Origin of the sequence: Paraburkholderia tuberum STM678 (assembly GCF_902833905.1) — a bacterium.
Taxonomy (GTDB): domain Bacteria; phylum Pseudomonadota; class Gammaproteobacteria; order Burkholderiales; family Burkholderiaceae; genus Paraburkholderia; species Paraburkholderia tuberum.
The window spans coordinates 15,744-38,652 of the sequence record NZ_CADFGP010000062.1 but is presented as its reverse complement, the minus strand read 5'-3'; the positions used below and the strand labels follow the sequence as shown (position 1 = coordinate 38,652).

21 protein-coding genes and 3 pseudogenes are annotated in these 22,909 nt (G+C 62.7%); 8 read left to right on the top strand and 16 right to left on the bottom strand.

Annotated features, from left to right (window positions below; genetic code table 11):
* Nucleotides 1-252 precede the first annotated feature (252 nt).
* The 3 genes and pseudogenes from HWY30_RS34180 to HWY30_RS34170 all read right to left on the bottom strand — a co-directional run bounded on the left by HWY30_RS34180 (nucleotide 253) and on the right by HWY30_RS34170 (nucleotide 1,577).
* Nucleotides 253-576, bottom strand: a complete 324-nt coding sequence (locus HWY30_RS34180; protein WP_090812686.1) for an addiction module antidote protein — start codon at nucleotides 574-576, stop codon at nucleotides 253-255.
* Between the two features lie 258 nt (nucleotides 577-834).
* A pseudogene (locus HWY30_RS42070) lies at nucleotides 835-1,122 on the bottom strand (type II toxin-antitoxin system RelE/ParE family toxin); the annotation flags it as partial.
* Nucleotides 1,119-1,577, bottom strand: a complete 459-nt coding sequence (locus tag HWY30_RS34170; RefSeq protein ID WP_090812684.1) for an antitoxin PaaA2 family protein — start codon at nucleotides 1,575-1,577, stop codon at nucleotides 1,119-1,121. The gene HWY30_RS34170 and the pseudogene HWY30_RS42070, both read right to left, overlap by 4 nt.
* A gap of 173 nt (nucleotides 1,578-1,750) precedes the next feature.
* Between HWY30_RS34170 and HWY30_RS34165 the strand changes: the two genes are divergently transcribed.
* Complete coding sequence (locus tag HWY30_RS34165) at nucleotides 1,751-2,671, top strand: DNA-binding protein (RefSeq protein ID WP_090812683.1); 921 nt, start codon at nucleotides 1,751-1,753, stop codon at nucleotides 2,669-2,671.
* Nucleotides 2,672-2,712: 41 nt separating this feature from the next.
* On the opposite strand, the gene HWY30_RS34160 is transcribed toward HWY30_RS34165, so the two are convergent.
* The 7 genes and pseudogenes from HWY30_RS34160 to HWY30_RS34130 form a co-directional block, all read right to left on the bottom strand.
* Nucleotides 2,713-2,985, bottom strand: a complete 273-nt coding sequence (locus HWY30_RS34160; protein ID WP_090812934.1) for a hypothetical protein — start codon at nucleotides 2,983-2,985, stop codon at nucleotides 2,713-2,715.
* Nucleotides 2,986-3,441: 456 nt separating this feature from the next.
* Nucleotides 3,442-3,686: pseudogene (locus HWY30_RS34155) on the bottom strand (transposase); the annotation flags it as partial.
* A 462-nt stretch (nucleotides 3,687-4,148) separates the two neighbouring features.
* Nucleotides 4,149-4,385: a hypothetical protein gene (locus HWY30_RS34150; protein WP_090812681.1), complete on the bottom strand. Its 237-nt coding sequence runs from the start codon at nucleotides 4,383-4,385 to the stop codon at nucleotides 4,149-4,151.
* 12 nt (nucleotides 4,386-4,397) lie between these two features.
* Nucleotides 4,398-4,847, bottom strand: coding sequence for a hypothetical protein (locus tag HWY30_RS34145; protein WP_090812680.1), 450 nt, complete (start codon nucleotides 4,845-4,847; stop codon nucleotides 4,398-4,400).
* Nucleotides 4,848-5,178: 331 nt separating this feature from the next.
* The gene (locus HWY30_RS34140; RefSeq protein ID WP_090812679.1) at nucleotides 5,179-5,787 is read right to left on the bottom strand and encodes a uracil-DNA glycosylase family protein; all 609 of its coding nucleotides are present in this window, start codon (nucleotides 5,785-5,787) and stop codon (nucleotides 5,179-5,181) included.
* 196 nt (nucleotides 5,788-5,983) lie between these two features.
* Nucleotides 5,984-6,391, bottom strand: coding sequence for a hypothetical protein (locus HWY30_RS34135; protein ID WP_090812678.1), 408 nt, complete (start codon nucleotides 6,389-6,391; stop codon nucleotides 5,984-5,986).
* A 16-nt stretch (nucleotides 6,392-6,407) separates the two neighbouring features.
* Nucleotides 6,408-6,854 (bottom strand): hypothetical protein, encoded by a 447-nt coding sequence (locus tag HWY30_RS34130; protein ID WP_090812677.1) that lies wholly within the window; start codon nucleotides 6,852-6,854, stop codon nucleotides 6,408-6,410.
* Between the two features lie 220 nt (nucleotides 6,855-7,074).
* Between HWY30_RS34130 and HWY30_RS34125 the strand changes: the two genes are divergently transcribed.
* The gene (locus HWY30_RS34125; protein ID WP_090812676.1) at nucleotides 7,075-7,995 is read left to right on the top strand and encodes a DNA-binding protein; all 921 of its coding nucleotides are present in this window, start codon (nucleotides 7,075-7,077) and stop codon (nucleotides 7,993-7,995) included.
* 8 nt (nucleotides 7,996-8,003) lie between these two features.
* Here HWY30_RS34125 and HWY30_RS42065 read toward each other — a convergent pair.
* Nucleotides 8,004-8,422, bottom strand: a pseudogene (locus tag HWY30_RS42065) (phospholipase D family nuclease); the annotation flags it as partial.
* A 589-nt stretch (nucleotides 8,423-9,011) separates the two neighbouring features.
* Between HWY30_RS42065 and HWY30_RS42060 the strand changes: the two are divergent.
* Both HWY30_RS42060 and metX read left to right on the top strand, forming a co-directional pair.
* On the top strand, nucleotides 9,012-9,155 hold the full coding sequence (locus tag HWY30_RS42060) for a hypothetical protein (RefSeq protein ID WP_244145111.1): 144 nt from the start codon (nucleotides 9,012-9,014) through the stop codon (nucleotides 9,153-9,155).
* A gap of 370 nt (nucleotides 9,156-9,525) precedes the next feature.
* Nucleotides 9,526-10,602, top strand: coding sequence for a homoserine O-acetyltransferase MetX (gene metX / locus HWY30_RS34115; protein WP_176078995.1), 1,077 nt, complete (start codon nucleotides 9,526-9,528; stop codon nucleotides 10,600-10,602).
* On the opposite strand, the gene HWY30_RS34110 is transcribed toward metX, so the two are convergent.
* On the bottom strand, nucleotides 10,585-12,120 hold the full coding sequence (locus HWY30_RS34110; protein ID WP_090812673.1) for an AprA-related methyltransferase: 1,536 nt from the start codon (nucleotides 12,118-12,120) through the stop codon (nucleotides 10,585-10,587). The genes metX and HWY30_RS34110 overlap by 18 nt on opposite strands.
* Before the next feature lie 510 nt (nucleotides 12,121-12,630).
* On the opposite strand from HWY30_RS34110, the gene HWY30_RS34100 reads away from it, so the two are divergent.
* Nucleotides 12,631-14,220 carry a class I SAM-dependent methyltransferase gene (locus HWY30_RS34100; RefSeq protein ID WP_176078993.1) on the top strand — a complete coding sequence of 530 codons (1,590 nt, stop codon included), beginning with the start codon at nucleotides 12,631-12,633 and terminating at the stop codon, nucleotides 14,218-14,220.
* 28 nt (nucleotides 14,221-14,248) lie between these two features.
* On the opposite strand, the gene HWY30_RS34095 is transcribed toward HWY30_RS34100, so the two are convergent.
* From HWY30_RS34095 to HWY30_RS34080, 4 genes are all read right to left on the bottom strand, one after another.
* Complete coding sequence (locus HWY30_RS34095) at nucleotides 14,249-16,273, bottom strand: RiPP maturation radical SAM C-methyltransferase (protein WP_090812671.1); 2,025 nt, start codon at nucleotides 16,271-16,273, stop codon at nucleotides 14,249-14,251.
* A 4-nt stretch (nucleotides 16,274-16,277) separates the two neighbouring features.
* The gene (locus HWY30_RS34090) at nucleotides 16,278-18,269 is read right to left on the bottom strand and encodes a RiPP maturation radical SAM C-methyltransferase (RefSeq protein WP_167368877.1); all 1,992 of its coding nucleotides are present in this window, start codon (nucleotides 18,267-18,269) and stop codon (nucleotides 16,278-16,280) included.
* A gap of 53 nt (nucleotides 18,270-18,322) precedes the next feature.
* Complete coding sequence (locus tag HWY30_RS34085) at nucleotides 18,323-19,858, bottom strand: radical SAM family RiPP maturation amino acid epimerase (RefSeq protein WP_090812669.1); 1,536 nt, start codon at nucleotides 19,856-19,858, stop codon at nucleotides 18,323-18,325.
* 122 nt (nucleotides 19,859-19,980) lie between these two features.
* Nucleotides 19,981-20,526 carry an NHLP leader peptide family RiPP precursor gene (locus HWY30_RS34080; RefSeq protein ID WP_167368876.1) on the bottom strand — a complete coding sequence of 182 codons (546 nt, stop codon included), beginning with the start codon at nucleotides 20,524-20,526 and terminating at the stop codon, nucleotides 19,981-19,983.
* A gap of 182 nt (nucleotides 20,527-20,708) precedes the next feature.
* Here HWY30_RS34080 and HWY30_RS42565 point away from each other — a divergent pair, with 182 nt between their 5' ends.
* The 3 genes from HWY30_RS42565 to HWY30_RS34070 all read left to right on the top strand — a co-directional run bounded on the left by HWY30_RS42565 (nucleotide 20,709) and on the right by HWY30_RS34070 (nucleotide 22,902).
* Nucleotides 20,709-20,837 carry a hypothetical protein gene (locus HWY30_RS42565; RefSeq protein ID WP_279613317.1) on the top strand — a complete coding sequence of 43 codons (129 nt, stop codon included), beginning with the start codon at nucleotides 20,709-20,711 and terminating at the stop codon, nucleotides 20,835-20,837.
* Nucleotides 20,838-21,958: 1,121 nt separating this feature from the next.
* Nucleotides 21,959-22,510: a hypothetical protein gene (locus tag HWY30_RS41175; protein ID WP_090812667.1), complete on the top strand. Its 552-nt coding sequence runs from the start codon at nucleotides 21,959-21,961 to the stop codon at nucleotides 22,508-22,510.
* Nucleotides 22,511-22,599: 89 nt separating this feature from the next.
* Nucleotides 22,600-22,902 carry a hypothetical protein gene (locus tag HWY30_RS34070; RefSeq protein ID WP_143037363.1) on the top strand — a complete coding sequence of 101 codons (303 nt, stop codon included), beginning with the start codon at nucleotides 22,600-22,602 and terminating at the stop codon, nucleotides 22,900-22,902.
* The last annotated feature ends 7 nt before the right edge of the window (nucleotides 22,903-22,909 follow it).

The following is a 22,909-nucleotide window of genomic DNA, read 5'->3' as shown; positions in this document are numbered from 1 at the left end:
GCGCCATGAACTGTCACACCATATCTGTTTCCATCCTGACCCTATTGTCGCCTTCGACAAACCGATAGCCCCATTTCCCGCAACTATCGATCCCGCTTCACCGACTCTCACCTGTCGCTGACATCATGCACGCCCGCACAAAAGCGAAACCAGCAACCAGTTGATCTATTCTGAAGTTTTCGGAGTGAGGGCCATTTGCATAGGCAAGTGTCCTAGGCGTCGAGCTGCAATTCGGCATAGCTGGCAGGATACTTAGCCGCTGGCCACGTTCCTGGTCGCAGACAGGTGAAGGCCCAACGATGTCAATACTTTGAGTACCGTGGCGAATTCCGGATTGCCTTCGCTACTTAGCGCGCGATAAAGGCTTTCGCGAGCGAGGCCGGTTTCTTTCGCGACGTTGCTCATACCTCGCATCTTCGCTAGGCCGCCGAGAGCGTTTATCGCAGCAGCCGGATCAGCCTCTGCCAGTGCGGCATCGAGGGAGGCGGCCAGTTCATCCTCAGATGAGCTGGCCGCGGGTGTAACCGATTGCTCCGCGTCGAAATCGCACCCGCTTGCTTCAGTGGCTTCCTCGATTGCCCGACCAGAAGCATTTTGAGGTCAGCGTCGTTGTCATAGTCGAAGCTGACGAACATTTTTTTGCGTGCCATACGGTTCCCCTATCGTGGGTCAAAGCGACTGTGCCAGCAAGCTCCATCTCTTGCAATAACAACGCGTTGGCATCTCCGATGCCAGATGAATATTCTTTCTTTCGACGGTCTGTATTCCAGTTGTGAATTTCGACGCCGGTCGACGTCGTGCCACTTGCCGGACTTCGGATGCGCTAAGGGGGCTGCGTTTGCCCTTTGGATAGTTTTGTCGTGCACCGATGATGCGCACAATTTCAATCACTCCGGCCTGTTTCCTGATGCGATAGACCAACACATAATTTGGCGTCAGGACCATTTCTCGGGTGCCACGCACTCGTCCGGACTTGTACAGCTCGGGACGGTCGGGTAGGGCGTCGGTCTGTCGTTCGATCCGGTCGTCGAGCTCAAGCGCGGCGTTTGGGTTGTCCTGTGCAATGTAGTCAAACAGGCTGCTGCGCTCCTCGCGCGCGATCGCGCGCCACTCCGCGATCAAGATTTAGCCCCGCCGCGCGCGAGCTGCTTGCGCAACGCCGCCTTTTTTACGGCCATTTCCTTCTGTACCTGCGCGTGCGGCACGTTCGGGCGCGGATCGTCTAGCGACTCCTGCACCTGTTCACGAAACCACTTGTCATAGGCGCGCGCAGCATGTGCTTCCTTCAACGCAGCAGATCGATCAGGCCGAGTCGTGCGTTCGATCGAATTTGGATCGTAGTCGGCCGCGTCGACTTCGAAATGGCTGATACCCATGTCGCGCAGAAAGCCAACGAGCGTTTCGAGCTTCCGAAACACCCGCACGTCGCCACGTTTGGCCGACAAAAAACGTTCGGTGAGGCCATATTTTGCCGCGATCGTCCAGCCGTTACCGTGGCCAACGACGTGTGCTGCACGGACTGCGCCGGCTTCAACGAGCTGGGAAAGGGTCTTTTGATCGATGGTGTCGGTTGCCATGACTATCCTCGCGGCGGTGGTCTCGGGGAAACAGACACTATTCTACGCCACCCCGATTAATTGTAAATTGGTGTTGCTTTTATTGTTGATCGGTAGTTCAACGCAAAATTGAGTTGCTATTTTCATAGCGTAACGTATGATATCAATCATAACGTAACGTATCGAAAATTATCATGGGTCGCGAAGCCACTATTACGGCCGAACAGGTCACCGCCGTCGCTGATGCGATGAAGGTTGAGGGCATCAAGCCAACGTCGCGAGCGGTTCGCGAGCGCTTGGGTAACACCGGCAGCATGGGAACGATCAATAAGCTCTTGCAACGGTGGAAAGCAGGGCAGGTGCGGCAGGCAACGGCGGCGCTCGCACTTCCGCCGGCGCTTCAAAAGGCGCTGATCGACTTTATGGATGCGGAACTGACAGCAGCTCGAGCGACGCTCGAAGCTGAACTCGCCGAGCAGCAGCAGGAAGCCGCCGACCTTGCCACGGAGAATGAGCGACAGGCCGAACTAATTGCTGCACGCGAGGAGGAAATCGAGGGGCTCGCGATCGAGAAGGCTGAGGCGGAAGGCAAGGCAAGCCAACTGTCTGCCGACCTGGACGCCGCACGCATAGAGGCTGTGCGTGAGCGTGAGGCAGCCGAGCAGGCTCGCACGGAGCTCGCCAAGGCTTTGTTACGTCTCGAAGCAATGCCGAGGCTTGAAGCGGACCTCGTAGCCGTTCGCGCCGAGCTCAGCACGGAGCGACATGCGCGCGTGACTGCTGAGCAGTCGGCCGCAGTGCTTGCGGCTCAGAAGGACGATTTGACGGGGCGTCTGACCGACGCCAGCTCACGACGCGAGCGCGCCGAAGAGACACTATTGGCGCAACAGCAACGCGCTGACAAGCTCTCCGCAGAGCTCGCCGACACGCGCGCATCGCTGCAGGCGACCGAGGCCCGCGCGAAGGCATTCGAACGCGAAGCTGCCACGGCCGCGGCAGCTGTCGAGCGCGCCCGAGGCGAGGCTAAAACAGCCGGCGAGCAGGCTGCTCAACTGCGCGGCCAACTCGAAGCATCGCGATCGGTGCAACCGACGCGTAAGCGCCCGACAGACTGAAAACCCAGCAATGCTGGGCTTCGTTCGACCGTTTCTCTGTGTCAATTAACCGCTTCGCTGTTTGGGAACAGGACATCGAAGTTAGGCACCGGGATGACCCGACCATCGTTCAAACACGCTGCGGCGGCTACAAGATGCTCGGACGCTGCGCGTTGCGGGTGAGGCTTCCAGTCGAGGTGATCGAGCGCGGTATTCGCTTCTTCAGCAAACACGGCAGCGGCTTCTTCGGGTCGAATCCCTTGCGACTTGATGTGCGCGTTGACCAGTTCGATCAATGCTTTTCGAAACGCTTCTTTCCAATCGATGTTTGACATATTGCTTTCCAATTAGGCTTCAGTCTCGTTCTCGATATCACGCTCAATTTCCGCACACAGCCTGGCTTGCTCCAGGTGTTCGAGTAGCGCTGCCTCTCCTACAGGGTCGCGCACCAGCTTCGCGGCGCGCATTCAAGCAAAGCGCGGCCAACACTCAGATCGGTAAGTTTCTGCATCAGACAGTGACTTGCCTGCTCGCTCACCGGACCACGCCCCCGACATTGAACGCTGAGCAGCCGTCAACCGGGAAGCCCATTTTACGACATGCGTTCGTTACGACGTGGCCGCTTATCGCGATCTTTGGCTCCCTCTGTCGGCTTGGTATATGCTTTTCCCTTGCGGTCGTTTCAGATTTTTCGTGCTGTCGGTTTCAGCCGAAAAAAACTCTCATTTGCCTCAACGATTGCCTGAAGCCTAGTCTCTCGCACCAGTCTGTCGTACTCGTTGACCACGACAATACAACGCATCTTCCAGACCTCGTCCGACAGACCGTACCACTGCTGCAGAAAGTAGATGCGCAGCATACGCTCCAAGCCGATCGGCGGCCGACCTCGCCCGCCCTTCGGGTAGTGCGGCTCGATCGCCGCCAGCAAGCGCGACCAAGGCACGACGCGCTCCATTTCGGCCAGAAAGCGCTGGCGTCTCGTCACACGTTTCTCGCCCGCACTTTCCGCTTCCGCAAAGCTGATCTGCCGCTTCATCGTCGATCGTCCGTCCCGTGAACTTCTTCTACAACGCCCTCGACCACATCTGCGATGACGGTCGCACGAAATAAATCAGTGTTTCCCTAGTCGGCCAACTGCGATTTGTGCGACGTGCGCGTTGCCAAGCGCGGCGGAGTGCTTGCAATGCCCCACGCTTGAAGCAGCCCATCGAACGAAGGGGCGGGCGTTGATTTGAGTGTCGGCAGCGGTTGCCCCGTCAAGCGGTACTGAACACGTTCGTTCGCGCTCGCACCAGGCCGCTTCACCCGTTCAAAAACACCATGACGCACGCCGTACTGGACTGCATCCGACGCGTCCCGCGAATCCATCACTCGATTAGCTGCGATCTGCGCGACCGTAGCTGGCTGATGTTGTCTCAGCCAACGAACCAACTTTTCCGCGTTGCCATGTGCTTTCGTCGCCGTTTTCCCTGGTCTTTCGCCGCGACACCGCGCAGCTTCAATTCGGCGTCGATTGCCGCGAGTTTGCCGTTTGTTCACTGCTCGCCATTCTGCGCTTGTCATCCAACCGCGCGACCAAACCGACTAGCGCCAAGCTGGAGACTCCCCACGTGCCGATGCATTGTACGTTCTCGATTCCAAACACAGTCAACGGCAAGCGCCGAAACCGGTCGTTCCAGACGTAGACCACACCCGCAACGATAGAAACCGCGAGTACGCACAAGACGATGTTCATGCCGTGATTTTCCTAGTTCATTTCATGCTGTCGCGCGTCAACTTCGAGTGGCGCTTGCTCATACCCGAATGTCGCAATCTGCTGCAAATATATCGGCAAAAAAGTTGCAATCGAACCGGCAGTTTCATACTGGTGAACGTGTCGGAATTCATGGGTCAATAATCGGCGAGTGGCGTGCCCGTTGACGACAATGACGGCATGACCCAATGTTAGCCCCACCATGTTCGGACCCAGTAATCCTGTGCTGATCGCTACGCTTCTCAGAGTTGGATCGTGCGGCAGCGGCAAGCTCGTGACGATGGCGACCCGGATTAACTCCGGCGCTTGCACACCCACCGCTCGCGCGTCTGCTATGCAGTGTTGCGAGAGGGGTGCGCCGGTCGAGAGCACCAACGCGGACTGCTGTTCCGCCCAAGCAATCGCACCAGGCAGGATCGAGGGCAATAGTGCGGCTAAGTCCATTTGCGTTTCCTTCCCCTTTCTGTTTTCCGGTGGTTTAAAGCGCTCGCGCGAAGATCGAAGCCCCGGCAGACATAACCAGGAGCGTCACCCCGCTGTAAATCCAGATCACCGCGTGGGGCGGTGCCGCAAACGCGCCGATACAACCCGATGATCGCCCCCGCGATCGCGGCTACCAGTATGAACGAACAAAAGAGTTTGACACAACGTCCCCAATTAAATCAGATACCTAGCGAAACACGTGAATCCGCCCCGACGGAATAGAGTTTGACACAAGCGCTCCTGAAACCGATTCCCGCAGACTTCTTGCGACAAAAGAGTTCGACACAACCCGTTAGGCATGCAGCCCCACAAGAGCGCGGCGCCCAACTGCGTCTGCAAGTTCGTGCATCGCTGCGACCGCCTGCGCGGTCGTGCATGGCGTACCCGGCAGCGGGAACGCAAACACTCGCGCACCGAAGTGGTTCTCCAGATCTGGGTTGAACCCGTAGGCGGACTTTTTACGAATGTCGAAGCGGTGCAAGAGTAATTTGTCGAGAACCCCCTTGTAGACGAACACAATCACGGAAGGGCGATGCACCCGGATCTGTTCCAGAATGCGGTCCATACCGGCGACGTACTCGGCCCGCAAAGGCTCGTTCCCGTACTCTCTCGGAACCTTGACGATGTCCGTGATTCCGAAACCATGATCGAGCAGGGAGTCATCCTCGAACGGGGTGGTGGCTTTGAAGAGGCCATGCTCCTTCAAGAGGTTCCAGAACATTCTGCCCTGACGGCCTTGAAAGTAGTGACCTGCAGCGACGCTCTTCGGTGCCGGGGTCTTGGCGACGAATAACACTTTCAGTCCGGGCCGCTCCGGGAGGATGTCGCGAAGTGTCCGAATCTCGCGCCCATCGACGGTCGTGATCGTGCTGTTATCGGTGGTCAGTAATGACGACGGCATGGCTACTCCTTACCAACTTGGGCGACGACGTGCCCTCTGAAAGCCGCATGTGCGTTCGGAAGAGCCACGCCGCGCAGCATAGCGAACGACACGCCAGTTTGTGTCAAAGTCTATTGTCTTGTGTCAAACTCTATTGTTCGTTCGCAACCAGCCCCATAATCAACGCAATTAGCCGTGTCATTTTGTTTTCCGATGACTATTGCACGATGACGAGTTCGCCCGCCTCATGTGCGGTTTCAAGGAAGTACTGGCTCGAATGCTTACGTTCAGCCTCGCGGTAGGATTCGATCGCGTCGATCACCGAATTACGCCAAACGTCGATGCGTTCCTCTCCAGTCACACGGGCCAGCACTGCATCGAGTTCGCGCATCGCTTCGACTGGAGTGTTTCCGCTGCCAATCGGAAAGTCTTTGCCGGAACCGTGACCAAGAAACATCTGAAGCGTCGTAGCAGGGATATCCGGGCCGGTAAGCTGCTCCTCGATCCATACGGCATCGTGGAGCGTGTATGTGAGAATCGCGCTGTAAGCACGTCCGTAACGCTCACGGAATACGGTCAACGCGAAGGCGGTTGCTTCGATAACGCGGTTGATATTGTCGAACATAATGTTTTCCGATTAGTTACTGATGCACTTGCGCGTTGTTGAATCGTTCGCATGCCGCAACTACTCGACTGCGCTCCACGACTGAATCGACGCCCCCATACTTCCACTGCCCCGCTCTCCAGCGGTCGAACGCACTTAGTACATCATGACCGGTAAGGAGAAGCACGCCTCCGCTCCACCGAGTCGCAAGGTCGGCCAATGAGAGGCCACGTTCAGCGTCTTCCAGTACGCCCACGATGTTCTCATCGAGCACATCAACCACCTCTTGCGCACGCTGCCCTGGGAATTGCGACCAGTACGCTTGTTCGCCAGCCTGAGTGATGTTCAACCGATCGCCTTCAGCCTTTACGACGAGGCCACCGGTTATCCACTCATCGACCTGCCGTCGCTCCCTTTCCGAAAACATTTCGGGATAGCAGTCAAGCGACCGGAGGCCCGCAAGAGACACGCTGTCGGTTTCCATAATTTTCCTATAAAGCCTTGCTGCGCGGGCTTCCCAGCCGGTTGCGCCGCGATCCAGCCCGTTACCACACCTGAAACGCAATGCCGGTAAGTCTACTTAGCGCCGGTGGCAGCATCGGGCGCGGGCGGGCCAGCGCCCTGAGCCTCAGCAGATCATTTGCGTTTTTTCATACCGTAACGTATCATAACAATCATAACGTAACGTATCAACAGGATCCGAGATGGGACGCGAAGCCACCATTACCGCCGAGCAGGTCAATGCCATCGTCGACGCGATGAAGATTGAGGGCATCAAGCCAACGTCGCGCGCCGTGCGTGAGCGCTTGGGAAATACCGGCAGCATGGGCACGATTAACAAGCTCCTGCAGCAACGGAAAGCGGGGCAGGCTCGACAGGCAACGGCAGTGCTCACGCTCCCGCCCGCGCTTCAAAAGGCACTGATCGACTTCATGGACGCGGAGCTCACCGCTGCTCGCGCGACGCTCGAAGCCGAACTCGCGGAACAGCAGCAGGAAGCGGCCGACCTCGCCACAGAGAACGAGCGACAGGCCGAACTCATCGCCGCTCGCGACGAAGAGCTTGAAGCGCTCGCGATCGAGAAGGCCGAAGCGGAAGGGAAGGCCGGCCAGCTTTCAGCGGACCTCGACACCGCCCGCGATGAAGCCACGCGCGAGCGTCATGCAGCCGAGCTCGCGAGAACGGAGCTCGCCAAGGCGCAGTTGCGCCTTGAAGCGATGCCGCGACTCGAAGGCGACCTCGCGGCCGTGCGCGGCGAGCTCGACACCGAACGACAGGCTCGTGTGGCGGCAGAGCAGTCGGCCGCCGTGCTTGCCGCACAGAAAGATGATTTGACCGCTCGCCTGATTGACGTCGGCTCGCGACGTGAGCGCACCGAAGAGATGCTATCTGCGCAGCAGCAGCGCAACGACAAGCTCTCTACCGAGCTCGCCGACACGCGTGCATCGCTGCAGGCGACCGAGGCCCGCGCAAAGGCATTCGAGCGTGAAGTGGCCACCGCGACAGCAGATGCCGAGCGTGCTCGAGCAGCGGCCAAAACAGCCGGCGAGCAGGCGGCTCAACTGCGTGGCCAATTCGAAGCATCGCGACCGGCGCAGCCGGCGCGCAAGCGTTCGACAGAGTGACCGACGCGCTAATAGGCGGACCGATAGTCATTACCCTGCGCGAAGCGATTCTCCCAATGCTGAAAATAGCGTTGAGCAGGGCCAGGGCCGCGTTGTTCCAGACCACCAGCACATTCTCCGAGTTGCGGCTGGCCGCTGACGCGGAGTAGTTGAACGAGCCGGTCTGAACGTGCCGCCCATCAACGACGACATATTTGTCGTGATTGATAGCTTAACGGTCGATGGTGCGGGTTGGGATGCCGGCGTTGACGAGCAGGTTCAGCGCCTGTTGCGAAGTCTTCGACCGGTTGCCCTTGTCATCCACCGCGACCGCCACGTCAACACCGCGGCGTTCCGCATCGAGCAGCCCACGAACCACCTTCGGCGACGTGAACGAATAGCCTGCGAGCCGGATCGACGTGTGCGCGGAATCAATGACTTTCAGTACGGGGTCCCCTTGATTTCGGTGCAGTTTGCCGGCGTAGGACGATCTAGCTGCGACGAGGGTTAGCGCTCCGCCCCCAAAACAATAATCAATCAAATCAGCCACTCCCTGACTGGTCTTTCTGCTCTTCCTCAACACCTCTGCGCCGGGCCCCAGCGGGCGTAGGCGTGCATTCGCCGGCACGGTCGAGCCTACATGGCGGCGATAAAGGACGGACGCAAAGCCGCACGCGGAGCGCAGCCCAACGGGCGAGCACCGAACGGGTGCCGCGGCCGGCGAAGCGCATCCTTGAGCGGGAACGGTCAAGGGCGACGGTCGCGTTTGGGACGACGAGCTCAGGGACTGGTGGCATGCGGATACGTGAGGCAGCACGAGCTCGCCGTGCGGCGAGCGCCCCTTCGAGCGGCCCAAAGGCCGGGAGACTGGACAGGCAGGCCCGCGTGTCGCGGCATCAACGCGACACGCGGTTTGCGCTATCCTTTCCGGGAGATTTTTTGGAGATAGGCGATGCCGATCCTGATTCGAGCGCAGGGCGGGAAAATCAAGGTGATCCGGAAAGTGAAAGCAGCGGATACCGGCCGATTTCGACAGCGTGTCGTCGGCACGTTCGTGGCGAACGATCCCGTACGCGTCGCTGCTCGAGTTGCTCGACAAGAGCGAGCGCCGGGCGTTGGAGGCCTGGCTCGGCGCGTATCGCAACGCGGCCGAGATTGAGCGCGCGCGTAGCGTTGACTGATGCCTCAGCGCGGCATGCATCGATCGTCGATGCGCTGGGCATCGCTGCGGATACCTTGGCACCGCCTGAGGCGGACCGTATCTGGGAACAGCTCCACGCGATCGCACGAACGCTACGGCGTGCGGGCCATCGTCGGCCACGGCGGTCGCGTTCGCCTCAGATTTCAGTGGCCGGTCAGAGACTCGGTTGATGAATTGGCGATGGCCGAGTAACTCGATACGGTCATGTGGCACATCGCGGCGGCCAGGCTTGATCTTGCCGCCATCGTGAAACGCAGGTAGACGAGGTTGCTCCGCCCATGAACGAGAAAGAAACGGAACCGAGCCTGGGCCAACGCCGCTTCACGGTCTCGTTCGACGAACCGATGCGCGTGGCGACTGGCGGCATGCTTGCTCGCCTGGATCTGGCCGTGGAAACGTATGGCAGGCTGAACGACAGTCGCGATAACGCGATCATGATTTGCCATGGACTGACGGGAAATCAGAATGCGGCCGGAGCCCCGCTTCCCGGCGGGCCGCCGCAGCCATGGTGGCAACTGGCGATCGGCCCGGGCCGGATGTTCGATACCGATCGCCACTTCGTCGTCTGTGCGAACGTGCCAGGCGGATGCGCCGGATCGACTGGGCCGGCAGCCACGGATCCGCATACCGGCCGGCCTTTCGGCATGCGCTTTCCGCGCATCACCATGGCGGACATGGCCGATGCATGGGTCAGATTGCAGGATCGCCTGGACATTCCCCGTTTTCGCGCAGTCGCTGGCGGCTGCATGGGTGGCTTCCAGGTACTGGAATTCGCGCGACGTCATCCGACTCGCTTGTCGTGCGCGATCGCCATCAGCGCGACGCCGTTCACGTCCGCGTACACCATCGCGTTGTGGGAGCTGATGCGGCAGGCGATCTACGCCGATCCCGCCTGGCAGGGCGGCGATTATTACGGACACACGCAGGGGCCGCTGGCCGGCATGGGGCTGGGTGCGATGATCGGGTCCGTGCTGTGGCTCGACCGGGACACGCTGGCGGAAAAGTTCGGCAGGCGCCGGGCCGATTCACCGGCGGCCGATGGCGGTGTGCCGCCGCTCGCGTTTCCGGCACCCGAATTCGCCGTCGAAGCCTTTCTTGCCCGCGTGCGCGCGAACGCAAGCCTGCGCTTCGATCCCAATTCGCTGATCTGCCTGACCAAAGCGATGGATCTGTTCGATCTGGCGGACGGATATCCCGACCTGTCGTCCGGCGTGTCGGCCATCGACAAGCCGATGCTGCTGGTGTCCTACGAATCGGACTGGCGCTACCCGCGTGCCGAGATCGCGCGGCTCGCGGATGCGATCGCGAGCAACGGCACCGCCGTCTCCCATCATCATCTGACCAGCCCGTTCGGGCACGGGGCTTACCAATTCGACGTCAGCGCGCTGGCGCCGGTCGTGGCCGGTTTTCTACAGGCCATGTCGTGAATCGCGCTTGGCGACGAGATGGCTGCAGCTCATGTGCACGTGCCCGGTCAGTTCCGATCCGATAAGCCGTTGCGCGGCGAGGCGCAGTCCCGAGATGCCGATCGCCTCGGTAAAGCGGTCCAGGGTGACCAGATACTGGCCGGAAAATCCGTGCAGCGCCTCCATCACGGCCGTCATACTGCGCCCCGACAGGGCCGCCGCCGCATCGACCGTGAGCGCGTGCGGCTCGAGCGCGATCATGCCGTGACGCAAGAGATAGGGGCGCCAGCGCCGAAAGAAACGAACGAGATCGTCCTGCGCGGCGGACGCATCGACGAGGCTGCCGTCGGGCCGCGCGAAGATTCCGTCACCGGCATTCGCACCCGGAAGGCCGGCGCGCGCGCCGTGCCGTTCCGCATGCGCCGCCTCCGATGGCGACGCGTCAACCAGTTCCCGGTCGTGGATGACTGACTTGTTGACATGGAGCGCATCGGCAAAATCGATTCCGTCGACGGCGAGACGCGCGGCAATGGCGTCCGGGTACGAGATGTCTCCGCGTATCAGTACGTGCTTCGCTCCGCAAGTTGCCAGCGTGCGCTTCGCCGCCTGCTCCGCCACCGGATTGTTTTCGACGCCGACCAGCAGAAGATTTTCCGCGGCGTCCGCCGAAGCGGGGTCGCCCGCAATGGCACGAAGCAAACTCACCAGTAACGTCGCTTCGCCGCAGCCAACGTCGACGACGACCCGTGGCCGGCTGTCCCCCCGGCTGCGATGAAAGAGCGGCACGGCCATTGCCGACAGGACAGGCGCGCAGCTGCGCTGGAACACTTCGGTCGAGAAGCGAATGTCGGCGGCACGGTCCAGGTGACGCTCCGTCGCGTCGCCGCTGCGTGCCAGCGCGATGCCCGGATCGCCGAACAGGAGCGAGTCCATGCGGGTCAACATCGGCAGGTAGGACAGCGGATAGCGGAACTGCCCGGAAAAGGCGGCCGCCATGCGGCCTTCCGTTGTCAACTGCGGGGCCGCCGCCGGTCCGTCGACCCAGCCGAGCCATCGCAGCGCCGCCTGCGCATGCCGGCCCGCGGCGCCGACGGGCCAAACATCGGCCGGCAACGGGAAGGATTCAGGCCGAAACGGCGGCAAGCACCCGCTATCAGCGAGCGTCAGAAGCGTCGGCGCCGCCACGAACGCGAGCAATTCAGTCGCGATGCGGTCGGGGAAATCGCTGGCCACTCTCCAGGCTCGCAGCAGGAGGGCCGTCGCGCGCTGCGCGTTGCCTGGCTCGCCAGCCAGCAGCGCGTGACACAGGTCCAGCAGGGCGGGCACGTGACGATAGTCGTCCAGCCGCCTCAACCAGTCGTGATTCGCCGCATCTCCCGGTGTCAGCCGGCCCTGCTGCGCCAGCGCACGCCGGGCGACGCCGACGAAACCGGGATTGCGCGATGACGCGGACGGGACGTCCGTATCCGCGCGCGCGACCACTGCATCGTGACGGATCAGGCTGTCAATCGCCGGAGCGATGGCCAGTCCTTCCGCCATATGGCAAATCTGCCGCCAGACCCGCGCCTGGCGGGCTTGCAGTTCGGACGCCGATGACGGCGCGCTATGATCACGCGAAGGAGCTGTACGCATCGTTCACTGAGTGGACACGGTTGAATGGACTGCGGTGAGTTTGCCGACGACACGAACGGGGCAATCATGAGCGTCTCCAGAACTTCCCTCCCGCCGGGCGGAGAAGCCCTGTCGCAACACGTTCGCGACGCGTGGACGTCGGGGCGGCGAGAGGACGCCCGAACGCTCGCCGACCGGCTGGCCGAGGCCGCGGCCGAGCGCGGCGACGCAGCGGGATTGCACCTGGCTGCGGCCGTCGCGCTGGCGTGCGGTCTGCCGGAACTGGCGCTTGCCCGGCTCGACGCCGCGTTGCCGCTGGTTCAGGCGGCGGGATCGGCGCCGTTGTGGAACGATCGAGGCCGCGCGTTGCTTGCGTTGGGGCGGGCGGCGAGCGCGGCAAACGACTTTCGTCGCGCGCTCGCCGTCGATCCAGGCCTCGTGGCGACGCGCTTCAACCTTGGCGCGGCCCTCGCGGCGCAAGGCGACCTGGATGCCGCCATCGCGCAGGCACGTTGCTGCATCGCCGATGCGCCGGAATTTGCGCCGGCCTATCCGTTGCTCGCGAGCTGGCTCGCGGATCGCGGCGAACACGCCGCGGCGCTCCCGCTGTTGTTCGACGCGGTGCGACGCTGGCCGGCCGATCTGTCTGTCCGTTCGCGACTGGTCGATCTGCTGAAGTCTCATCCGGACGCCATCGTGCGTTCGGCCGACGACGAAGCGCCGCTCGTCGCGCTGTTGCGTGATGCGGACGTCGACGCACAGCAACTGACGGCGGCGGGATGGCTGCAACAGGCGCGCGACCCCGGCCTGGCACGCCTGATCGGCGCGGATGGGCACGCCGAGGATCCGGCGGCACTGGCGTCGCTGCTGAATGCGCGTCTCCTTGCGCTGGAACTGATTTCGCAGGGCTTGCCGCCCAATCGAACGATCGAGCGCATGCTGTCCCGGGTGCGGCGATGGCTGCTGCTGTCGCACGAGAGCGATCGCTATCCGGCGTTGTGCTGGGCGTTGGCGGCTCAATGCCGGCTGAATGGCGGCGCGTGGCCGGTGCCGGCCGACGAAGCGGCGCGCTGCAGGCTGGATGCGGCCCGATCGATCTGCGAAGCGTATCCGGACATCGAACCGGCGCACACGGCGCAGGGCGTCGAATCGGGCGACGTTGCCGCACGTCTGCGTGCGCAGTACGAAGCGCATGCCTACCCGGTCTGGCAGCGCATCACGCGCAGGCCGCCGCAAGGCTTTGCCGGATTCTGCGGACCGTTCCGCCACGCGTCGTCCCCGGCGCCCCGCGGGCGGCCCCGGATCCTCGTGGCGGGTTGCGGCACGGGACGACATGCGGCGCAACTGGCATCGGCGATGCCCGACGCCGACATCGTTGCCATCGACGTCAGCACCGCCAGTTTGCGATATGCGGAAGCACGGGCGAGGGCGCTGAGGATCTCGACGATTTCGTTCGCATGCGTGGACTTGCACGATGCGGCGTCGCTGGGCGGGGCCTTCGACCACATCGAATGCGGCGGGGTGCTGCATCTTCTGGCCGATCCCGAGGCCGACTGGCGCGCGCTGATGCCGGCGCTGGCGCCCGGCGGCACGATGCGGATCGGGTTGTACAGCTCGCTGGCCCGCCGCGGCGTGGCGGCGGCGCGCCAGCGCATCGCGGACCTGGTCGTTCCGCCATGCGATGACGATGCGTTGCGGGCGGCGCGCGCCCGGCTGCTTGCCCTTCCTCATGACGATGCCCTCGCATCGGTCTGGCGCTACACCGATTTCTATAGCCTGGCCGGCTTTCGGGATCTGATGGTCAATGAACATGAAGATCCGTTCGACATTCCCCGCATCGCCCGCGCATTGACGGCGCTGGGGCTGGCATTCCTCGGTTTCGATCAGGTCGATCCGGACATCCATGCGTGCAAGCGCGCGTTGCTCACCGCGGACGACGATTCGGATCTCGCCGGATGGGCCGCGTTCGAAGAGATTTATCCCGATACCTTTCGCGCGATGTACCAATTCTGGTGTCGGCCGGCATGACGCAACGCGTTCCCGTGGAATGCCGCCGTCATTCCGCCAGCAGCAGCCCCGACGATTCGGGGCCGGCCGTGATGTAGCCGCCGGGAAAGCGTTGGCGGGCCGGCAAGGCCGGTACGTCGCCGTTGACCGGCAGCGACAGGTATTTTCCGCCGAGGGCGAGCAGCCACCGGTTGCCGATCAGCGCGTCCCATTCTCCCGGCGCGAGCCGGCCTCGGTCGATCTGCGCCGATGTCGCTCCGCCGTCGCACAGCGCCAGTATCCCGGCTGCTGCCGCCGACACCTGGCTCACGCGCTGGCGCGCGCAGGGACGCGTATCGAGCACCGTGGCGCCGCCGTCGGCGCGCGGGGTAACGCACAGCAGCGGCTTGGCGGCGGCGTCGTGAAGCTGCCGCCAGGCGGTCACGGCCTGATGACACAGGGCAAGGCCGCTGCCGGGCTCGATCGGCGGGCTCGCGCCCGGAATCGAGTCGCCGGTCGTTTGCAGGCGCGCCTTGCCGAGGGTGTCGAAGTTGTAGCAAAGCTGGGCGAGCGGCTGCTCCGCCAACGGGTAGATGTAGCGGTAGGGCCACGCGGGCGCAATGTTCAGCTCGTAAAGCTCGGGCGTTTTCTGGTACGGGCTGAATCGTTCGACGCGAATCCGCACCATCGCCTGCGGCGGCTGCAGGTGGACGAGGGCCGGGATCAGCCCGGCCATGTCGCGGTAATCGTCATCGTTCTCCTGGGGAAGATCGAACAGGATGTTCCAGGACACGGACAACCCGTCTTCCCGCGCCCATTTGAGCAGGCGCGTGTTGATCAGCGCCGTCGTTCCCTTTGCCATCTGCTTCAGCAGATTGTCGTTCAGGCTCTCGATGCCGGGCTGGATCCAGGCGATGCCGGCATCGCGCATCAGCGCGACCTGGTCGCGACGAAGGTTGGCTTTGGTTTCGTAGAAGATCTGCCAGTCGCCGGCGTGGTCTTCGCGCAGACGAGGCAGCACGGTCTTGAAATAATCGGGGTCGATGATGTTGTCGACCACCATGAAACGGTTGATGCCGTGCCGGTCCGCGAGCGTCGAGAATTCTCCGATTGCCCGTTCCGGCGACTTGGCGCGAAACGCCGTCGAACTCCCGTTCAGGCCGCAGAACGTGCAGTGCCGCACGGCGCCCCACCAGCAGCCTCGCGCCGTCTCGATCGGGAGGCCGGGGCGGATCAGGTCGCGCAATGGCGAATGCGACAAGCGGCGGAAATAGTCCCGGTAATCGGGAATCGGGCTGCCGTCCAGCCGCTCGACGCGCGCCCGCCCGATGCCAGCGGGCGGGGCGACGCCCGCCGGCCCCCCGCGTCCCAGGACACCGGCCGGAAGCAGGGCCGGCGGGGTCTTGGCGCGGTATCGCAGCGCATTGGCGACCAGGTCCGGCAACAGTTCATCGGCTTCGCCGGACACCACGTAGTCGACAAAGGGGAAATTGCGCCACGTCGCGAGCCCCATCTCGTCTTCGCAGTTCGCACCGCCGATCAGCGTGACGATGTCGGGATCCGCATGCTTCAGGTGCCGCAGCAGCGCAAGGGCGGCGCAGTGCTGCTGGAACATCGAGCTGACGCCGACGATCTTTGGGCGCCGCGCCACGATTTCGCGCACGGTGCGGGCGATGAACGCCTCGGCCAGCCGGCGCACGGGCCACAGTTGCGCCGCGATTTCGCGCGCGGCGGCTTCGGCGACGGACGGCTTCAGTATCTCGCCAAGCGTGCGCATGTAACCGTCGTGATCGCTCTCCGCGCCGGGAAACGCGGCGCCGGCAAAGGTCCATTCCCCGGCCATTTCTCGCGACAGTCGGGAAATCGCGTCATAGACGGGCAAGCCGATCTGCTCGGCGAACGTGATGTTCGCGTAGTGGACGCCCGCCGAAAAGCCGTGATCGACGAGCACCTGCTTCAACAGCCCGAGCGCGATGGACGGACGTTCGATTGCGCCATAGGGCAGATAGACGAACAGGACGTCGCACGGGCCATCGTCGGCGTCGTCGTCGTCGTGGTGGTTCGATCCAGGGTCGGCGTCCATCCGCATCGGCATGACCTCATTCCTCCGCGGCCGTTTCGGGGCGCGCGGCGACCTTGCCCGTGGTGTAGTCCGGGCGCCAGACGAAGCCGCCCGGAAATTCCGAGCCGTCGGGCAGGCTGGGGAGATCGCCTTTCAACGTCAGCGACAGGATCCGTCCGTCCAGTTCGATGGCGTAGGCCCGTTCGAGCAAAAAGGCGAGGGCGTCGGCGATCTGTTCGTCACTGCCGGCGAAGCGCCCGTCCGAGCGCAGCTTTTCCGGCAGCGTGGCGGTGTTGCGCGCGCCGTCGCACAGCCTGAGGATGGCGGCGGCAGCGCCATCGAGCCGGACCTGCCGCTCGGCCGCCATCGGTCTCGTGTCCAGCAGGCGAAGCCCGGCGCCGTAGGGTTCCTCGCACAGCACCGCCGGCATGCCGGACCAGAACGCCCTGGACCACGCCACCAGCGCCTTGCGCAACGCATCGGCTCCGGGGCGCTCCAGCGTCAGCCCGACCGACAGGTTGCGGCCCAGGTCCGCGACGCCGCGCTCTTCGAAGAAATAGCTTTGATCCATCAGGTCCGCCGGCGACAGCGGATAGACGTACTGCAGCAGCCGGGCCGGAACGAGCTCCAGGCCATAGTCCGCCGCTTTGCCGTGATACGGGCTGTAGCGGTCGAAACGAATGTGGATCATGCCGCCGGGCGGCTGCATGTGACAGATCTTCGGCACCATGTCGGCCATGACCTGGTAATCGGCGTCGTCTTCGCCCGGAAATCCGAACAGCATGGCCCACGACAGCCGCAGGCCGAATTCGCGCGACCATTTGAGCAGCTGCACGTTCATCCAGGCTTGCGCGCCCTTGTCCATCAACGCCAGGACCCGGGAATGCAGGCTTTCGATGCCCGGCTGGATCCACGTGACGCCGGCGGCCGCCAGCGCGGCGACATGGTCGCGCCGCAGGTTCGATTTCGTTTCGTAGAACAGGCGGAAGCCGCGGCCTTGCAGTTGCGGGAGCAACGTCTCGAAGTGGCGCATGTCGAGGATGTTGTCGACGACCTCGAACTTGCGAATGCCGTAGGATGCCGACAGCTCGTCGAATTGCCCGAGCACGCGTTCCGCGCTGCGGCTGCGATAGGCCATACCGCCGCCGTTCAATCCGCAAAACGTGCAGTGCTTCTTTTGCCCCCACCAGCAGCCGCGCGAGGTTTCGACCGGCAGGCCCGGATCGATCACGGCGGCCAGCGCGCTGTCGCGCAGGGTGTCGAAATAGTCGCCGAAGGCGGGCGTCGCCAGATGTTCGATCGACGGCGACGAGTGGCGCGGCACGCCGTCGTTCGAGCCGGGATCGACAGGGTAGCCCGCCGTTCGGTGACGCGGCGTCAGGATCGCATCGGGCAGGCCGTACGGAACCGCGCCGGGCTTCGCCCGCAGGATCCTGCCGACGACATGCGCGATGATGCTGTCGGCCTCGCCGGAAGCGACATAGTCCACCCAGGCGAAATTGCGATGGGTGGTTCGGCCCATGACGGTTTCGCAATTGGCGCCGCCCATCATGGTGACCGTGCCGGGTGAAATTTCCTTGATTCGCCGCAGCAGCGCGAGCGACGCAAGGTGTTGCTGAAAGGTGGACGAACACCCGACGATGCGCGGTTGCATCTCGAGAATCCGGTTCGCGGTATCGGTGACGAACCGGTTGGCCGCATCACGCATGCCGTGCAGCGTGCGGCGCAAGCCGTCGAGGCCCAAGCGCTCGCGGCTTTCCGGGAGCATGCGCTCCAGCAACTGCGCCAGATAGGCGTCGTCATCGGGCTGGTAGTCGGGGAACGCCGCTTGCCGGAATGTCCATTCGCCGACCACATCCTCGGATCGCATGATGTCAATGAACTGATAGGCCTGAATGCCGATGCGCTCGGCAAAACGCACATTCGCGTAGTCCGAGCGAACCGAGAATCCGGCATCCGTCAGGATGCGATGCAACAGGCCGATCGAGATCGACGGCCGCTCGACGCCGGCATACGGCATGTTGATCAATACGATGTCGACGCCTGGGGGCGGAGCGTCGGCCGCGGATTGGGGCCCCCTGGTCATGCCGAGTCCATGGCCTTGACGGCGCCGACGCGTTGCACGACCGGTTCGGCCTCCGCAGGTTCGGTATCCAGTGCGCCGAGGCGCAACAACTCGTTGAGGATGTTGAACGTGTCCACCAACGGCGTGCCGGTTTCGTCCTCAATGCGGGTCGCGACGTCGGCCGCAGTGTGGACGCCGTCTCGCAGCAGGCGATCCAGCGCCGCGAACGCGGGGAAGTTGACCAGGGTGCGCTTGACCCAGATGGACGCAATGTCGTAGCCCTCCCGGGTCACGGTCGTGGCGACGAGGCAGGGGTTGAGGGCGACCGTGGTGTCGTGCGTCACGACATGCCCGGCGCCGTCGATCAACCGGATCAGGAGCTTGCGCAACTGCTCCGCGTTGTCGAAATGTCCTTGGGCCAGCACGCGATAGCCGTTCGGCCAGCGATCCGATGCATGGCACGGCGTCACCATCCGGACCGAGCGGTCGACCATGTTGAAGAGGAAGCCGCTCATGCAAGCGATGGTCTGCGGCTGTTCGTCGCTCGTCTTGGCATGGCCGCGCGGCGACTTGACGCGGGCGTGGCCTGCATTGGCCTTGGGCACGCCGGACTCGCGATTGAGCGGCAGCAGCTCCACGTTGATCAGTTCTTCCGGGGTGAAGCGACTGTGGACGTCGTCCAGCATTTTCAGCGTGAGAATCGAGAATCGCTGGATCTCGCCGGCGCAATCCCTGACCATATCGAGGATCTCGCGCGTCTTCGCCTCGTTGCGCAACGGAATGGCGGTGGTGGTCTGCGGATACCGGCCTAAAGCGCGCCGGAAATCGGTAATGAAATGGATGTAATCGGGATTGTCCAGCGGATCGGACGCCCAATAGCAGAATCCGTTGAAGACAGAATCGCCAATGACGTCGCGACACACGTCCAGAGTGTCGCGCCACAAGGCCGCATGCTCGGGCGAGTAGGCAAAATGAGCGCTCAGCTTCTCCGCGCCCACTCCACAGAACCAACATCCGACCGAACATCCTTTCTGCAATTCGAAGGCCACCGTCGCGTGCACGAGCCCCGCCGACTTGGCTGGCCCGAGTTCCAGCGTGCAGCGATGCATCTGCTGCAGCCGCCACAGGCCGAACCGGCCGGAAACGCCTGCCTTGACGTCGCGCATCCAGTCGCGAAACGCCAGCTTTTCGGCAATGAAGGAACGATAGCGCCGCACCGAGCGGGAGTCTTGGGGGGTGGGCAGGCCGTTTGCCCGATCCTGCTTGCGTTGACGCGCTTCCTGTTCGTGCCACAGGATCCGAACGTTCTGCGGATCGATGTCGATGCCGTAGGCGTCGCATGCTTCCTGCGGATGCTCGTAGAGACGGGCGCGGAACACGTTGTCCATCGACCACCGTTCCAGCAGGCGCTTGGTCCGGGCGACGGCGCTGACGTATTCGGAATCGGCGCAGCCGGGAACGGTAAACAGCGGTACAACGTCCTCGCCAAAGCTGCGCGCGATCTCCCAGGCCCGCTCTTCACGCTCTTCACGCTCTTTGCGCATGTCGGCCATACCGTCTCCTCGTCCGTTCAACGCTGGCGCCGGCGTCGGTTCGCCCTGTCAATGGGCGCATCGGCTCACGCGATCCCCAAACGCCGGCGATCCGGGGATCGCTCACCGCGTGTCGAACAAGATCAGGTCAGCACGGCGGCGCCGACCGCGACGACCACGCCGGCGGCCGCGGCCTCGGCCGCGCCAGCCACGTCCGTAGCGCCAACCACGTTCTGGACGCCAGCCGCATTGGCTTCTCCCACCGCATTGGCGGAGGTGTACAGATTGACGGCTTCCCAGCCGGCAGCCAAGGCGGTGGCCGCCGCCGCATCGGTGTAAGGCTGCAACGTGGTTTGGGCCGGCGGGACAGGCAATACAAAATGGCGCGTGTCCGCGGTGTCCTGCAGCAGCGTGACGCGCACGCCCTTGGGCAGTGGAGTAATCGCCTTGAGGAGCTTCGCTCCGGCAACGGGGTCCGCTTCGAGGCGGTGCTGGGCCGGCAGTACAACGTACTTGTTTTGCGAGCTGTTTTCCAATGCCGAGACCTGGACCGAGTCGGGCAGGGTAAGACCGGCGGCCGCCAGCGCGGCTTTGGGGTTTTGCAGGACGCTCGCCTTGTAGGCAGGATCGCGCCAGGCATGCGCAATCACATTGGCTGCCACACCGCGCCATTTATCGCTGTTTGACATGGGTATCCTCGCTTCATTCATTCATTCAGTCAGAACGGGAGTGTTCGTGCACGCTCGACGAAGCTTATGAAATGTAGATCGTCAGTTCAAGTGATTTTGATTGAACATTTTGCATTACATTGATTTTGATTAAACATTTTGCATTACATTGATTTTGATTGAACATTTTGCATTACTTTTAATTGAATTATTCTATAAATTATTTGACGCCGAATGAGCAGGGCTTCGCGCTGCTGAACAGTGTGGCGGCGAAGGTCACGCCCGGCTTCGATCCATGGGCGGTGACGGTCGGCGTGCGGACGTCGTTCTGATTGAGGCGCGAGTCCTGGCGATGCGATGCACGTACCGAGCCGCCCCGTAGTTGCGGTTAGATGTCGATCTGCGTTAATGGGGCGCCGGAACTCCATTAATCGCGACAGCATTTAGTAGGAAGCGACAAACCCACGGCAAAGGCAGGCGTTGCCGCGTGCAGATCTACATGAGCCATCGAGAGCGGCGAGTAGCGCTGCTTTCGCCCCATCAGGAAGTACCTGATTTTATTTAGGATTATTTTAGTACCGAAGCGCTACGCCTTTCGCAGCTAGATCGGCCTACGCCGGGGCAAATCGCACGAAAATCAAGGGAACCCCAGTACGAGTGTTTCGGCGCCGCCTTCCGGAGAAAACCCCACTTCAACGGTTTGTCCGGCCGGTGCATCGAGTGCGTTCGATGTCGATGGTGATGCCGGCGACGTGAGGCTGCGCACCTGATCAAGCAGGGAGCCGGTCAGCGATTTGCCGGTGGCGAACGGCGCCGCGCAGATGAGCGCTGTGGCCAGGCAGGAGATTGCAAGCCGCTTTCATGGCATCATATAGTTCGTATTCCTATGTAATTTGACATAAGTAAAGTTATCAACGTCAAAGCTGTTAGTCCAAAGTTCAGATGTCGCGTTTCCGCTAAATTGAAATGTCGTGTTTGCGGGTTCAGGCTGGTGGCCAGCATTCCTTAAGGAGCGCCGGCCATGAACGCATCTGGGACGATCACCATGTCGATGACCGAGCTGGAACCCTCATCAACGTTGTTGCGGCCTGAAGCGGGTTTCAGCCGATGCCGCGGTTCTATGTTTAGTTCGATTGACACAAAGCAGCATATCGTCCGATTGCGGCCTTCCATCTTTCGGATTTGCTCCTATGATCAACGGCATAGGGAACGGCCTCCCGCCCCGACCGTCTTGGTTGGCGGGCCAGCGGAGGACGTGCCGTATCGCGCTGCGTATCCCCATGTCTGTTTAACTTGGCCTTTGCACTGCGGAAGAACGGTTCGGTACTTCCGTTGCATGAACAAGCTTGTCACGGTGCTTTTCATATCGAGTGGATGAAAATTGCACCGGAATGGCGCTTGTTGAGCGAATGCTGTAATTCGACCTGATTAACGGCGGTAGAAGGAGCATTCAATGACGCAAGTGAACAGATCCGCTTTTGCGCGTGCGTGGCCGGCAGTGGTGGCGCGTCTTGTCGGGCTGCCGTCCGGCCGGCGTCGGCCTGCCGAAGTCGCCGCGGTCGAATACGCGCAAAGAGCAGCGGAAGCGCAAACCGAACCCGGGCAGCCGTCCGGGGTTCGTTCCGCGCCGGCGCCCCAGCAGCCTCCAACCTCGCCGAACGACCATGCGATCTGGCTCGATGAGCGGTCGTTCTGTCTGTACGTGCCGACTGGCCCGGATAGCACCGAAGGACAGCTCGCGGCGTGGAGCGACCGGCTGCGCACGCTCGGCCTCGCGTCGGTCGTGACGACGGTCGGCGAGCCGCTCGGCGACAGCGTAGATGTCCTGAACGCCGGTTGGGACGCCGGCTCGGGGCCGGCGGTAGCCGAGCCCTATCTCGAAGTCGTCGTCGGCGGCGAGATCGGCGCATTTCTCTACTACCGCGGCGACGAGATGGAACGCGAGCTGTTCGCGTTGCGCGAAACGCTCGGCCTGCGGGCCCCACCTCGCCGCACGGAGTCCTGACGGGCGCTTGCCCGTATTTCACGACAGGAGGCAGCGTGGCGTCGCGCGACGCCATGTGTGTGCCTGTCTTCGATGAGGAGGCTGTCGCGATGTCCATCGAAGTCATTCCGAGTCAGGCGTTCGTTTATCAGCAATGGGTGCAGGGCGTGAGCGACTCGTACGAAGCGTTTCGCCGGCTCGCCGATTCGCAGATGCGCATCGGCGAGCTTGCGCTCGACGTCGGCGTCGCGTCGCTCGAATCGTTCCAGTCGGTGCTGCGCGTCGCGATCGACGAGAACGCCGCCGGCAAGCTGCTCGGTCAACCGCTGCGGCAGGCGATGACCGCCGCCGTGCGGAGCGCGTCGTATGCGCCGGCGAACGACGATACGACGACCGTTCCGGCTGCGAAGTGAGTGGAGC